Below are 11986 nucleotides of genomic sequence, written 5' to 3' on the forward strand. Positions count from 1 at the left end.
AACCGGTTGGCCGGGCGTGGGCGGGCCGGTAGAGTCCCGGATGGAACCGGAAGGGGGATGAGGACCTATGGCCGTCGCAGTGATGGCTGCTGCCCGCAGCACTCAGCCTGTCCTCGTTTCCCGGGCCTCCGGCTGATCGACTCACTGCGCGCCGCCTGCGGCGCCGTCACGCCGGGGCCCCTTCACGCAAGGGTTCCGATCCGTTGTCTTCCTCTTTCACGGGGTCGTCTCCTCTGGCCGCCTACGGCTGGGACGACGCCCTGGAGCATGAGTTCACCTCTCACCGCGCGGCGGGGCTGATCCCCGCGCGGGTGGCCGCGGTCGACCGTGGCCTGTGCGATGTGGTCACCGAGAACGGCCCGGCACGGGCCTCCACCGGGTCCGGCCTGTCCACCGGGTCCGGTGGAGATCCGGCGGCGGCGCCGTGCACGGGCGACTGGGCGGCGCTGCTCGCCGGCGGCCCGGACGGGCGGCCGGCGGTGGCGGCGCTGCTGCCGCGCCGGACCGCGATCGTGCGGTCGTCGGCGTCGCGTGATTCGCGCGGCCAGGTCCTGGCCGCCAACGTCGACACCGTCGCGGTCGCGGTGTCGCTGGCCGTCCCGCTGGATCTGGGGCGGGTCGAGCGGCTGCTGGCGCTGGCCTGGGAGAGCGGGGCGCGGCCGGTGGTCGTGCTCACCAAGGCCGACCGTGTTCCCGGCGCCGCCGGGGAACGCGCCGAGGTCGCCGCCGCCGCGCCGGGCGTGGACGTGGTGGCCTGCAGCGCAGCGACCGGCGAGGGCGTGGAGGCCGTCCGCGCCGTCCTGTCGGGGACGGTGGTGCTGGTCGGGCCGTCGGGCGCGGGCAAGTCCACCCTGGGCAACGCGCTGCTGGGCGCCGAGGCGCTGGCCACGGGCGCGGTCCGGGAGGCCGACGGCAAGGGCCGGCACACCACCGTGCGGCGGGATCTGCTGCCGCTGCCGGGCGGCGGCGTCCTGATCGACACGCCGGGGCTCCGCGGCGTGGGCCTGTTCGAGGCGTCGCAGGGGCTGGAGCGCACCTTCGCCGACGTCGAGGAGCTGGCCGCGCGGTGCCGGTTCGGCGACTGCGCGCACGGCTCCGAGCCGGGCTGCGCCGTCCTGGAGGCGGTCGAGGACGGGACGCTGCCGCGCCGCCGCCTCGACAGCTACCGCAAGCTGCTGCGCGAGAACGCGTGGGCGGCCTCGCGCACCGACCAGCGGCTGCGCGCCGAGCGGGAGAACCGCACCAAGGCGATCAGCAGGTGGCAGCGGCAGATGTACAAGGAGCGGGGGCGGGACAGGTGAGCTGGACGACCAGGCCTGAGGCGGCGGGCGATCAGGGCGCGGTCCGCGCGGTGGTGCGGGCCGCGTTCCCGACCGTCCACGAGGCGGATCTGGTGGACGCGCTGCGCCGCGACGCGGCGTGGGTGCCGGAGCTGTCGGTGGTGGCCGAGGGCGAGGACGGCGGGGTCGCCGGGTACGCGCTGGCGACGCGGTGCGCGGTCGGCGGGGCGGGCGCTCTGGCGCTGGCGCCGGTGGCGGTCCTGCCGGAGGCGCAGGGGCGCGGCGCGGGCGGCGCGGCCGTCCGGGCGGTGCTGGAGAGGGCGGCGGTCCGCGCGGCGGCCGGGGGCGAGCGGCTGGTGGTGGTGCTCGGTCATCCGGGGTACTACCCGCGGTTCGGTTTCGTGCGGGCGTCGCCGCTGGGCGTCGGGGTGGCGTTCGAGGTGCCCGACGAGGCGCTGATGGCGCTGGTGCTGGACGGGCCGGGCCCGGTGCCGTCGGGGACGGTGCGGTACCCGGCGCCGTTCGGCGTCTGACCCGCCGCGTGCGCTGACCTGCTGAACCCCCGGCCGGCCGGGCCCCCGTGCGGGGCCCGGCCGGCCGGGGGTTCGGTGTTCCGTTCCGCGGCGCCGTCGCCGGGCCGCGGCCCGGCTTCGGGTGTGGCCCGGTGACCGTGAGGGGGTCAGCGGCCGCGGACGCGGTAGGTCCGCACGGACAGGGGCGCGAACACCGCGAGCAGGAGCAGCGCCCAGCCGATCGTGGCGGGGACGGGGTGGGCGAGGGGCCAGGCGAGGTCTCCGGCGGGCGCGCCGGGGTTGCCGAACAGTTCGCGGCAGGCGGCGGTGAGGGCGCTGACGGGGTTCCATTCGGCGATGACCTGCAGGACCTTGGGCATGCCGCCGGTGGGGACGAAGGAGTTGGACAGCATGGTGATCGGGAAGACCAGGGGGATGAGCTGGTCGGCGGTCTGCTCGTTCTTGACCACCAGGCCGAGGTAGCAGCCGGCCCAGCTGAGCGCGTACCGCATCAGCGCCAGGAGCAGGAACGCCTCGGCGGTCTGCCAGACGCCGTTGTGGGCGCGCCAGCCGACGATCAGGCCGGCGACGGCCATGATGACCATGCCGAGGACGCCGTTGAGGATCTCGGCGCCGGTCTGCCCGAACGGGACGGCGGCGCGGGCCATGGGCATGGAGCGGAACCGGTCCATGACGCCGCGGGAGGCGTCGGTGGCGACGCGCATGGTGACGGCCATGGTGGAGGTGAAGGTGACCATGGCGAACAGGCCGGGCATCAGGTATTCGCGGTAGTTGCCGCCGCCGGGGACGGAGATGGCGCTGCCGAACACGTAGCCGAACAGCACGACCATGACCGCGGGGAAGATCAGGGCGGCGATGAGCTCGCCGGGTTCCTGGCGGATGCGGCCGAGTTCGCGGCCGATGAGGGTGAGGCCGTCGGCGAGCGCCCAGCGCAGCCGTCCGGTGCGGGAGGCGGGGGCGGTGAAGGCGGTCATCGGACGGTCTCCTTGCGCCGCGCGGCGGTGTCGGCGCCGCGCCCGGCACCGGGGTCGGGGGTGTCGGGGTCGGGGGTGTTTCCGGTGAGGCGGAGGAACACCTCGTCGAGGGTGGGGCGGCGCAGCCCGACGTCGCCGACGGTGACGCCGGCGCGGTCGAGTTCGCGGACGACGTCGGCCAGCCGCACCGATCCGGCGGTGAGCGGCACCGAGAGGCGTTCGCCCTCCAGGGCCGGGTGGCTGCCGGTGAGGGTGTGCAGGAGCGCGGCGGCGCGGCCGGCCATGGCGGGGTCGTCCAGGACGACGTCGAGGCGGTCGCCGATGGAGGCCTTGAGCCGGTCGGGGGTGCCGGTGGCGATGACGCGGCCGTGGTCGATGACGGCGATGTCGTCGGCGAGCCGGTCGGCCTCGTCCAGGTACTGGGTGGTGAGCAGGACGGTGGTGCCGTCGGCGACCAGGCCGCGGACGGCGTCCCAGATCTCGCCGCGGCTGCGGGGGTCCAGGCCGGTGGTGGGCTCGTCCAGGAACAGCACCTGGGGCCGCAGGATCAGGCTGGTGATCAGGTCGAGGCGGCGGCGCATCCCGCCGGAGTAGCCGGCGACCTGCCGGTCGGCGGCGGCGGCGAGCCCGAACCGCTCCAGCAGCTCGTCGGCGCGGCGGTGGGCCTCGCGGCGGGTCAGGTGGTACAGGCGGCCGAACATGCGCAGGTTGCCGCGTCCGGTGAGCTTCTCGTCGACGGCGGCGTGCTGGCCGGCCAGGCCGATGCGGGCGCGGACCCGGTCGGGGTCGCGGGCGACATCGTGGCCGGCGATGCGGGCGTGCCCGGCGTCGGCGTCGGCGAGCGTGGCCAGGATCCGCACGGCGGTGGTCTTGCCCGCGCCGTTGGGGCCGAGGACCCCGCAGACCGTGCCGGCGGGGACGGCCAGGTCGAGGCCGTCCAGGGCCTGGGTGTCCCCGAAGCGCTTGCGCAGCCCCTCGGCCACCACGATCGGTTCGTCGGTCACAACCCCTCCTCTGGGTACGTTGTACGCAGCTACGGTAGACAACTGGGTACGTCGTACGCAACTAGGATGCTCGGGGAGAGTCACGAGGAGGTCCGTTGACAGGCGGCGAGCGGCACGTCAGCATCTGGTCGATTCCCGAGCGGCAGGGCCGGGGACCGCGCCCCGCGTACAGCCGCACCCAGATCACCGAGGCGGCGATCCGCATCGCCGACGCCGAGGGGCTGGAGGCGGCCTCGATGCGCCGCATCGCAGCCGACCTGGGCACCGGCGCGATGTCGCTGTACCGCTACGTGCCCTCCCGCGAGGACCTGATCGAGCTGATGATCGACCACGTCCTGCTGGAGATGGACATCCCCGAGCGGCCGAGCGGCGACTGGCGCGCCGACCTGACGCTGATCGCCGAGAACACCCGCGCGGTGTGGCGCGGGCACGCCTGGCTGGCGGGCCTGGCCCGGCCGCGCGCCACGCTCGGCCCCAACCGGCTGCGGCTGCTGGAGTTCGCCTTCGGCGCGCTGGACGTCGGCATCCCGATCGACGACATGCTCACCCTGCTGGACATGCTGAACGGCTACGTCGAGCGCACGGTGCGCGGCGAGATCGAGTGGATGCGGGAGATGCGCCAGAGCGGGATGACGCCCGAGCGCTGGATGATGCAGAGCGCCCCCTACGTCCGCGAGCTGCTCGACTCCGGCAGGTACCCGATGTTCGAGCGCATCGTGAAGGACGCGCGCCTGCCCCACATGTCCGGCGAGGAGCAGTTCTGGTATGGGCTGGAGCGCGTCCTGGACTGCATCGCGTGCGCCATGCCCGACCCGTCCTGACCGGCTCTGCTCCCCCGGGGCACGGGTCCGCGGGAACGCGCCGGGATCGGCTGGGTGGATCGGAGGGACGGGGGGCGCTTGAGCGGGGGCGGGCCGGGCACGAATCCGGCGAGATGACGATTGTGTTCGGTCCGGCGCGGCCGGCCCGGGGCCCGGAAGGGCCGCAGCTCGTTCGTGATCAGGAGAGGCCCATGACCGTCGTTCCCGCCCAGGATGTCCCGCGACCGACCCCCCATAGCGGCCGGTGGCCGCTGCCAGGCGGGCGGGCCGCGGTGAGCAGCGTCCGCGGGATCGTGCAGGGCGCCCTGCACGTGTGGGGGCTGGGGCCGGCGACGGCGAGCCTGACCGACCGGCTGGCGCCGCTGATCCAGGACGTGGTGGCGCGGGCCGACCCGCGCCGGCGCGGGTCACTGGTCCTGCGGCTGGAGCTGCACGAGCCCGTCCGGCTGCTGCTGGGCGAGGTCCTGCGGCCGGGCGGAGCGCCCGGCGGACTGCCCGGCGAGGAGGCCGGGCGGGGCTGCAACGTCGCCGCGATCGCCGCCACCTACGGCAGGCGGCCCGTGCGGGACGACGCGGGCGCCTGGTACGCCCATGTGTTCGTATGGCCGCCCGCGCCGGAGGCGGTGCCGGGGACGCCCGGGAGCCGCTGACCTGCTCCCGGCCCGGCCGGTCCCCCGCCCGCGGCGGGATGAGCCGGTGTCTCCCCGGCAGGGATCGAACCTGCGGCTTCCGGCTTCGGAGGCCGGCGCTCTGTCCGCTGAGCTACGGGGAGGGGGCGTCCCGTCCCCAGGGTGACAGCGGGGACGGGACGGGAGACGCCGGTGGGATTCGAACCCACGTGTGACGGTTCTGCAGACCGCCGCCTGAACCGCTCGGCCACGGCGTCACGGGTCGGCCCTCGCGGGCCGGTGAGGAAACGGGGGCGCCCCTCGCGCGGGGCGGGCCGGCGACACCGGTGGGTCAGCGGGGCGTCCGGCCGGTGGTTCGGGACCGGGGTGCGGTGCGTGCGCCGCGACAGCGGGTCATCTCCCGTCCCTCCCCTGCGGTGCCGTGGGCCCGCCTTCGCCGGGCCCGTGCGGGTGCTGCATGATCAGAGTGCCCTGCGCGGCGGGGGCGCCGCAACGGGTTTTCCGCCCGGCCGGTTTCCACTGAGCGGAACGATGATGTTCCGGCGTTCGCCGCGCGTGGTGAGGGTGGGAGTTCGGCGCGGCACCCCTTTGCGAGGAGGAACGATGACGTTGCTCGACCCTGGCGCGTGGACCGGGAAGATCTTCGACGGCGGCTGGGCGGCGGCCGGCGACGGCGGCGTGTTCGAGGTGAGCGAGCCCGCGACCGGCGGGACGCTCGGCACACTGGGCCGGGCGGGCGCCGCGGACGTGGCACGGGCGGCGCGGGCCGCGGCGGCGGCGCAGCGGGACTGGGCGGCCCGCACCTACGAGGAGCGCGCCGCGGTGCTGCGGGCGGCGGGCCGGCTGTTCGAGGAGCACGCCGCCGAGATCGGCGACTGGATCGTGCGGGAGGCGGGGTCGATCCCCCCGAAGGCGGAACTGGAGACGCATTTCGCGGCGAGCCTGTGCTACGAGTCGGCCGCGCTGGCCTCGCACCCCCAGGGACTGGTGCTGCCGTCGGCGCAGCCGCGGTGGAGCCTGGCGCGGCGCCGCCCCGCCGGGGTGGTGAGCGTGATCTCGCCGTTCAACTTCCCGCTGATCCTGGCGATGCGGTCGGTGGCGCCGGCGCTGGCGCTCGGCAACGCCGTGCTGCTCAAGCCGGACCCGCGCACGGCGGTGTGCGGCGGGGTGAGCATCGCGCGGATCTTCCAGGAGGCGGGCCTGCCGGACGGGCTGCTGCACCTGCTGCCGGGCGGCCGCGAGGCCGGGGAGGCGGTCGTGGCGGCGCCGGAGGTGCGGGTGGTGTCCTTCACCGGCTCCACCGCCGCCGGACGCAGGATCGGCGAGGTGTGCGGGCGGCTCCTCAAGCGCGCCCACCTGGAGCTCGGCGGCAACAACGCGCTGATCGTGCTGCCGGGCGCGCGGATCGCCGACGCGGTGTCGGCGGGGGCGTGGGGCGCCTTCCTGCACCAGGGGCAGATCTGCATGACCTCCGGGCGGCACCTGGTGCACGAGAGCCTGCACGCCGAGTACGTGGCGGCGCTGGCAGACAGGGCCGACAAGCTCCCGGTCGGCGACCCGGCCGCCGGGCCGGTCGCCCTCGGCCCCATCATCGACGCCGGACAGCTCGCGCACGTCGACGAGCTCGTCAAGGCGACCGTCGCGGCCGGGGCACGGCTGGCGGCGGGCGGCACCCACGAAGGCCTGTTCTACCGCCCGACCGTGCTGGACGAGGTGACGCCCGACATGCCCGCCTACGCGCAGGAGGTGTTCGGGCCGGTCGCGCCGGTGGTGCCGTTCTCCACGCCGCAGGAGGCGGTGGAGCTCGCCTCGGCGACCGAATACGGGCTGTCGCTGGGCATCCTCGGCGACGTGGGCCAGGCAATGAAGATCGCCGACGCCGTCCCGACGGGACTGGTCCACATCAACGACCAGACGGTCAACGACGAGCCGGTCGTGCCGTTCGGCGGGGTGGCGGCGTCGGGCAACGGGTCCCGGTTCGGCGGCCCGGATGCCAACATCGAGGCGTTCACCGAGACGCAGTGGGTCACGATCCGCGGCGAGATCGCCACCTACCCCTTCTGACCCCGGCGAGGAGGGGTGATGGGCCGCGATCCGGAGTACCTGGCGTTCCTGCGGGCCCGCCTCGCCGCGCCCGGCGGGACGGGCCGCACGGTCGGCGACGCCCGCCGCGAGCACGCCGCCGACCTCGCCCGCTCCCCGCGCCCGCCCGTCGACACCGTCACGGACCTGACGGTGGAGGGACCCGCGGGCCCGATCCCCGCCCGGCTGTACCGGCCGGCCTGGGACGGCCCGGCGCCGGTGCTGGTGTACCTGCACGGCGGCGGGTGGGTGCTCGGCGACGTCGAGTCCTACGACCCGGTCGTGCGGGCCCTGGCGGTGGCCAGCGGTGTGGCGTGGATGTCGGCCGGATACCGGCGCCCGCCCGAGGACCCGTTCCCGGCCGCGCTGGACGACGCCGTCGCCGCCGTCCGCTGGGTCGCGGCGAACGCGGCCCGCCTCGGCCTGGACCCCGCCCGGGTCGGGGTCGCCGGAGACAGCGCGGGCGGCCAGCTCGCCGCGGCGGCCGCCGGGCTGCTGCGCGCCGCGGGGCCCGCCCGGCCCGTCCTGCAGGTCCTGCTGTACCCCGCGCTGGACCTGCGCGAGGTCCCGCCGCCGCTGCCCGACCCCGACGGGCTGCGGTTCCCGCCCTCGGGCGCCGGCCGCGCCCTGGACGCCTACCTGCGCGGCGCCGACCGCACCGGCCCGCGAGTGTCGCCGCTGCTGGACCCCGACCTGTCGGGCCTGCCCCCGGCGGTGATCGCGACCGCCGAGCACGACCGGCTGCGCCCGCAGGCCGAGGCGTACGCGGCGCGGCTGCGAGAGGCCGGCGTGCCCGTCGCGCTCGTGCCCGGGACGGGCCTGGACCACGGCTTCCTCGGATGGGGGGCGTTCGCGCGCCGCCCCGCCGAGGCCGTCGCGCTGATCGGCGCCGCCGTGCGCAGCGCCCTCACCTGATCCGGCCCCTTGAACCCGTCCCCTGATCCGGTCCCGGGGCCCGGCCGGGTCCCCCCGCCGTCACCGTCACCGCCAGGTAAACCCGGGTTACGGACAGGCCGAACGTCCCGACTCCTCGACCATAAAGACGCTGGTCGCGTCGTTTAACCCGCTGGACGTGGGAAATCCTTAACGCACGAACCTTTGCCGAAACTCACCCGACGGTCGAGGAGAGGCACCTTGTACCGGACCCACGAGCTGCGCCGCCTCCGGACCGGAGACACCGGAGTGGAGGAATGGGCGTGTCCCACATGCGGACGCCGCCTGCTGCTGCGGTGGCCGCCCCGCTACCACAAGACCATCGTCGAACCCGGCGACGAGCGGGCCTGCCACATCGGCAGATCCGACGAGATCACCGACTCCGTCGCCGACGACGCGCACGCCCCCGTGGGCGCCGACGCCCTCGGCACGGCCGAGACCCCCGAGGCCGACTGGCACCCCAACCAGCGGCGATGGCTCCGCGAAACCGGCATCGAGGCATGGGAAAGCCCCGGCCGCAACCGCCTCAACCCCACCGAACCCGTCTGACCCCGTACCCCCCCCCGGCGCCGACACCGCCCGGCCCCTTGCACCGGACCTCTGCCTCGCCGGCAGGCCCGGCCGCAGGCACCACAGATCACGACCGCGACAGTTCCGCGCGCAGCAGGTCCAGCCCCATCGGCCCCAGATCCAGCGCCCGCCGATGGAACTCCTTCAGATCGAAGCCCGCACCCTCCCGGCGCCGCGCCGCCTCCCGCGCCTCCAGCCAGACCCGCTCCCCCAGCTTGTAGGCGATCGCCTGCCCCGGACGCCCCAGATACCGGTCGATCTCGAACGCCACCACCGAATCGGGATCGGGCCCCTTACGAGCCCGCAGGAACTCGAAACCCAGCTCGGGCGTCCACCGCTCCCCCTCGTGAAACCCCGACCCCGCCGGGATCGGCAGCTCCAGATGCAACCCGATGTCCAGCACCACCCGCGCCGCCCGGAACCGCTGCCCACCCGCCAGCATCCCCAGCCGGTGCGCCGGATCCCGGTAGTGGCCCAGCTCGTCCATCAGCCGCTCCGCGTACAGCCCCCACCCCTCGCAATGCCCCGGGTGCAGCTCGCTCGACAGGCGCTGGAACCGGTTCAGGCCCCGGTTCAGCGTCGTCACCCCCAACTGGAGGTGGTGGCCCGGCACCCCCTCGTGGAACATCGTCGTCGGCACCGTCCAGGTCACGATGTCGGCGGACGGATCCTCCACCGTCCACCACACCGTCCCCGGACGGGACAGGTCCTCGGCCGGCGCCAGGTAGTAGATCCCCGCCTCCACCGGCGGGATCCGGCACTCGATCCGCCGCAACGGCCCCGGAATGTCGAAGTGCACCCCGTCCAGATCGGCGATCGCCCGATCCGCCAACTCCTGGATCCACCCCCGGAACGCCTCCGCGCCCCCGACCCGGTGCGCCGGATCGGCGTCCAGCGCCGCCATCACCGCCGGCAGCGGCTCGCCCGGCAGAATCTCCTCCGCCGCGGCCTCCATCTCCGACTCGATCCGCGCCAGCTCCTCCCAGCCCCACGCGTACGTCTCGGCCAGGTCCAGATCCGTCCCGAGAAAGTCCCGCACCCCCAGCCGGTACCGGTCGGCGCCCAGCGCGTCCCGCTCCGGCGCCCGCGCCGCCAACTCCCCCGACAGGAACGACGCGAACTCCTCCAGCGCCGCCGACGCAGCCGACGCCGCCTCCCGCAGGGCGCCCCGCAACGGCCCGTCCCCGTACCGCGCCGCCAGGCCCGCCAGATACGCCGGAGTGTCCGCGCACTCGCGGGCACTGCGCAGCACCTGCCGCCGCGCCGCCACCCGGCCCCGCCCGCACGCCCGCCGCAACGACGCCCGCAGCCCCGCCAGAGCCTCCGGCAGCGCCCCCACCCGCGCGCGGACGGCCTCCCAGTCGGTGTCCGGCCCCTGGTCCAGCAGCTCCACGGCCATCCGCAGCCGCTGCACGGGCCCGTCGGTGGTGTCCAGGAACTGCTCCCGCACCCCCGCCTCGTCCAGCGCCGCCTCGACCTCCAGACGCTCCCGCAGTACCGCCGCCGCGATCCGCCCCGCCCCGTCCCGCACCGGGACACGGCCCAGCTCTGCCAGCGTCCGCCGCGTCAGCTCCGCACGCGCCTCCAGCCCGTCCGGGCCGTAGTCGGTCAGCCGCGCGTCCTGCCCGGCGATCCCCATCAGCGCCGCCAGGCACGGATCCAGCGCGGCGAACTCGTCCACATAGCGGTCGGCAAGGTCATCCAGAGCGGTCACCGCCCCAGGCTACGACCCCCGCCCCCAAAAGCGATCATGAGATTGTGCCAAACCGGCGGGCCCGACCTGCGACCCCCGGCACCGGCCCTCGGCAAGGCCTCAGCGGGCCTCGGCCGCAAGCCGCACGCCCAGCCCCACCAGCACCACGCCCGACACCTGGTCCAGCCGCCGCCGCACCCCCGGACGCCCCAGCACCTGCCGCGCCGCCCCCACCAGCCACACCACCGCCGTGTACCAGACCAGGTCGATCAGCGCCCACAGCACCGAGAACCCCACCAGCACCGCCGCGACCGGCCACCCCTCCGGCACGAACTGCGGCAGGAACGACACCGCGAACACCCCCGCCTTCGGATTGGCGAAATTCGTCACCAGCCCCAACCGGTAGGACCGCCACCCCGAACCCCCGGCCCCCGCGTCCGACCCCGCGCCCAGATCCTCACCCGCACCCGCCGCGGCCGGACCGCCGCGACGCGCATGCCACAACGCCCGCACCCCGAACCACACCAGCACCACCGCGCCGGCGACCCGCAAACCCTCGAACGCCAACCGCGACGCCGCCAGCAGAGCCGACAGCCCCACCGCCGCCGCCACCCCCCACAACAGCACGCCCGTCTCGTTGCCCAGCACCGTCGCCAGCCCGGCACGCCGCCCCGACCGCATCGACTGACGCATGATCACCACCGTGCTCGGGCCCGGCGCCATCGCGATCAGCACCGCCGCGCCCGCGAACGCGAGCAAACTCTCCAGCATCCCCCCATGCTGTCCGCCCACCGCACCACCACGCAACGCCTATTCCCCCACACAAAGCGTCCCTCTCCACGCGGGCGAACACACCACCACAAACCCCTACAAAGGAGCGCCGTCACCCCCACCCGAACCCGACGACGGCGACGGAGCAGGTGACGACGGACCCGGCGACCGCGGCGACACCGACGGCGACGGAGCAGGCGTCGTGGGAACCGGCGACCGCTCCGGCACCCGAAACGACGGCGTCGGCTCCGGCGGAGGAGGCGGCGGCTCCTTCACCACCGGCTGACACGCGAACAACACCCCCATCAACAACGCCAACACCAGCAACGCCGCCGCCAACCCCACCACGGCCGCCACCAGATTCCGCTCCGGCGCACGCTCCCCCACCGGAACCGGACCCCCACCCGGCACCGGCCGCGGCCCCTCCAACGCCGGCTCACCCGACCCCAACCAATACGGCTGGAACTGCGGACCACGCCGCCCACCCCACCACCCACGCGCCGACCCCTGGAACGCCACCGGCTCCAGAAACCGCTCCGCCCCCGCACGATCCGCCTCATACGACGTCGCCACCCACGGCGCCGGCCCATCCGGCTGCGCCGCCACCACCGGCGCCCCCTCCGAACCCCCGACCCCCGCCGCACGCCCCGGCCCCGGCACCGCCGCATTGATCGCCGCACGGAACCGGTCCCGCGC

At 75.2% G+C, this 11986-nt stretch carries 12 protein-coding genes and 2 tRNA genes; 7 read left to right on the forward strand and 7 right to left on the reverse strand.

Features of this window, described 5'->3' with window-relative positions; genetic code table 11:
- The first annotated feature begins 203 nt into the window (after nucleotides 1–203).
- A complete protein-coding gene (gene rsgA / locus BJ999_RS22270; RefSeq protein ID WP_179835089.1) occupies nucleotides 204–1301 on the forward strand; it encodes a ribosome small subunit-dependent GTPase A in 1098 nt (365 codons plus the stop codon).
- Nucleotides 1298–1813 (forward strand): GNAT family N-acetyltransferase, encoded by a 516-nt coding sequence (locus BJ999_RS22275; RefSeq protein WP_229810645.1) that lies wholly within the window; start codon nucleotides 1298–1300, stop codon nucleotides 1811–1813. The genes rsgA and BJ999_RS22275 overlap by 4 nt, the downstream gene beginning before the upstream one ends.
- A 146-nt stretch (nucleotides 1814–1959) precedes the next feature.
- On the opposite strand, the gene BJ999_RS22280 is transcribed toward BJ999_RS22275, so the two are convergent.
- Both BJ999_RS22280 and BJ999_RS22285 read right to left on the reverse strand, forming a co-directional pair.
- Nucleotides 1960–2787, reverse strand: coding sequence for an ABC transporter permease (locus BJ999_RS22280; RefSeq protein ID WP_179835091.1), 828 nt, complete (start codon nucleotides 2785–2787; stop codon nucleotides 1960–1962).
- Complete coding sequence (locus BJ999_RS22285; protein ID WP_179835092.1) at nucleotides 2784–3791, reverse strand: ATP-binding cassette domain-containing protein; 1008 nt, start codon at nucleotides 3789–3791, stop codon at nucleotides 2784–2786. The genes BJ999_RS22280 and BJ999_RS22285 overlap by 4 nt, the downstream gene beginning before the upstream one ends.
- 95 nt (nucleotides 3792–3886) lie before the next feature.
- Between BJ999_RS22285 and BJ999_RS22290 the strand changes: the two genes are divergently transcribed.
- Both BJ999_RS22290 and BJ999_RS22295 read left to right on the forward strand, forming a co-directional pair.
- On the forward strand, nucleotides 3887–4612 hold the full coding sequence (locus BJ999_RS22290) for a TetR/AcrR family transcriptional regulator (protein WP_179835093.1): 726 nt from the start codon (nucleotides 3887–3889) through the stop codon (nucleotides 4610–4612).
- A gap of 191 nt (nucleotides 4613–4803) precedes the next feature.
- Nucleotides 4804–5262: a hypothetical protein gene (locus tag BJ999_RS22295; protein ID WP_179835094.1), complete on the forward strand. Its 459-nt coding sequence runs from the start codon at nucleotides 4804–4806 to the stop codon at nucleotides 5260–5262.
- Between the two features lie 49 nt (nucleotides 5263–5311).
- Here the strand turns inward: BJ999_RS22295 and BJ999_RS22300 are convergent.
- Both BJ999_RS22300 and BJ999_RS22305 read right to left on the reverse strand, forming a co-directional pair.
- Nucleotides 5312–5384 (reverse strand) — tRNA-Arg (locus BJ999_RS22300).
- A 41-nt stretch (nucleotides 5385–5425) separates the two neighbouring features.
- A tRNA-Cys gene (locus BJ999_RS22305) sits at nucleotides 5426–5498 on the reverse strand.
- Between the two features lie 346 nt (nucleotides 5499–5844).
- Between BJ999_RS22305 and BJ999_RS22310 the strand changes: the two genes are divergently transcribed.
- The 3 genes from BJ999_RS22310 (at nucleotide 5845) to BJ999_RS22320 (ending at nucleotide 8805) form a co-directional block, all read left to right on the forward strand.
- Complete coding sequence (locus BJ999_RS22310) at nucleotides 5845–7305, forward strand: benzaldehyde dehydrogenase (RefSeq protein WP_179835095.1); 1461 nt, start codon at nucleotides 5845–5847, stop codon at nucleotides 7303–7305.
- An 18-nt stretch (nucleotides 7306–7323) separates the two neighbouring features.
- On the forward strand, nucleotides 7324–8238 hold the full coding sequence (locus tag BJ999_RS22315; protein WP_179835096.1) for an alpha/beta hydrolase: 915 nt from the start codon (nucleotides 7324–7326) through the stop codon (nucleotides 8236–8238).
- A 219-nt stretch (nucleotides 8239–8457) separates the two neighbouring features.
- Nucleotides 8458–8805, forward strand: coding sequence for a hypothetical protein (locus BJ999_RS22320; protein ID WP_179835097.1), 348 nt, complete (start codon nucleotides 8458–8460; stop codon nucleotides 8803–8805).
- 88 nt (nucleotides 8806–8893) lie between these two features.
- Here the strand turns inward: BJ999_RS22320 and BJ999_RS22325 are convergent, their stop codons facing one another.
- From BJ999_RS22325 to BJ999_RS22335, 3 genes are all read right to left on the reverse strand, one after another.
- The gene (locus BJ999_RS22325) at nucleotides 8894–10540 is read right to left on the reverse strand and encodes a DUF885 domain-containing protein (RefSeq protein ID WP_179835098.1); all 1647 of its coding nucleotides are present in this window, start codon (nucleotides 10538–10540) and stop codon (nucleotides 8894–8896) included.
- Between the two features lie 99 nt (nucleotides 10541–10639).
- Complete coding sequence (locus BJ999_RS22330) at nucleotides 10640–11290, reverse strand: LysE family translocator (RefSeq protein ID WP_179835099.1); 651 nt, start codon at nucleotides 11288–11290, stop codon at nucleotides 10640–10642.
- A gap of 112 nt (nucleotides 11291–11402) precedes the next feature.
- Complete coding sequence (locus BJ999_RS22335) at nucleotides 11403–11579, reverse strand: hypothetical protein (protein ID WP_179835100.1); 177 nt, start codon at nucleotides 11577–11579, stop codon at nucleotides 11403–11405.
- Nucleotides 11580–11986 lie beyond the last annotated feature (407 nt).

This window comes from Actinomadura citrea (assembly GCF_013409045.1).
In the GTDB taxonomy this organism is placed as follows: Bacteria; Actinomycetota; Actinomycetes; order Streptosporangiales; family Streptosporangiaceae; genus Spirillospora; species Spirillospora citrea.

Bases quoted from the DNA above. Each gene is read 5' to 3' on its own strand.
- BJ999_RS22280 (WP_179835091.1), bottom strand. From the start codon at position 2,787: ATGACCGCCTTCACCGCCCCCGCCTCCCGCACCGGACGGCTGCGCTGG.
- BJ999_RS22295 (WP_179835094.1), top strand. From the start codon at position 4,804: ATGACCGTCGTTCCCGCCCAGGATGTCCCGCGACCGACCCCCCATAGC.
- BJ999_RS22310 (WP_179835095.1), top strand. From the start codon at position 5,845: ATGACGTTGCTCGACCCTGGCGCGTGGACCGGGAAGATCTTCGACGGC.
- BJ999_RS22315 (WP_179835096.1), top strand. From the start codon at position 7,324: ATGGGCCGCGATCCGGAGTACCTGGCGTTCCTGCGGGCCCGCCTCGCC.
- BJ999_RS22330 (WP_179835099.1), bottom strand. From the start codon at position 11,290: ATGCTGGAGAGTTTGCTCGCGTTCGCGGGCGCGGCGGTGCTGATCGCG.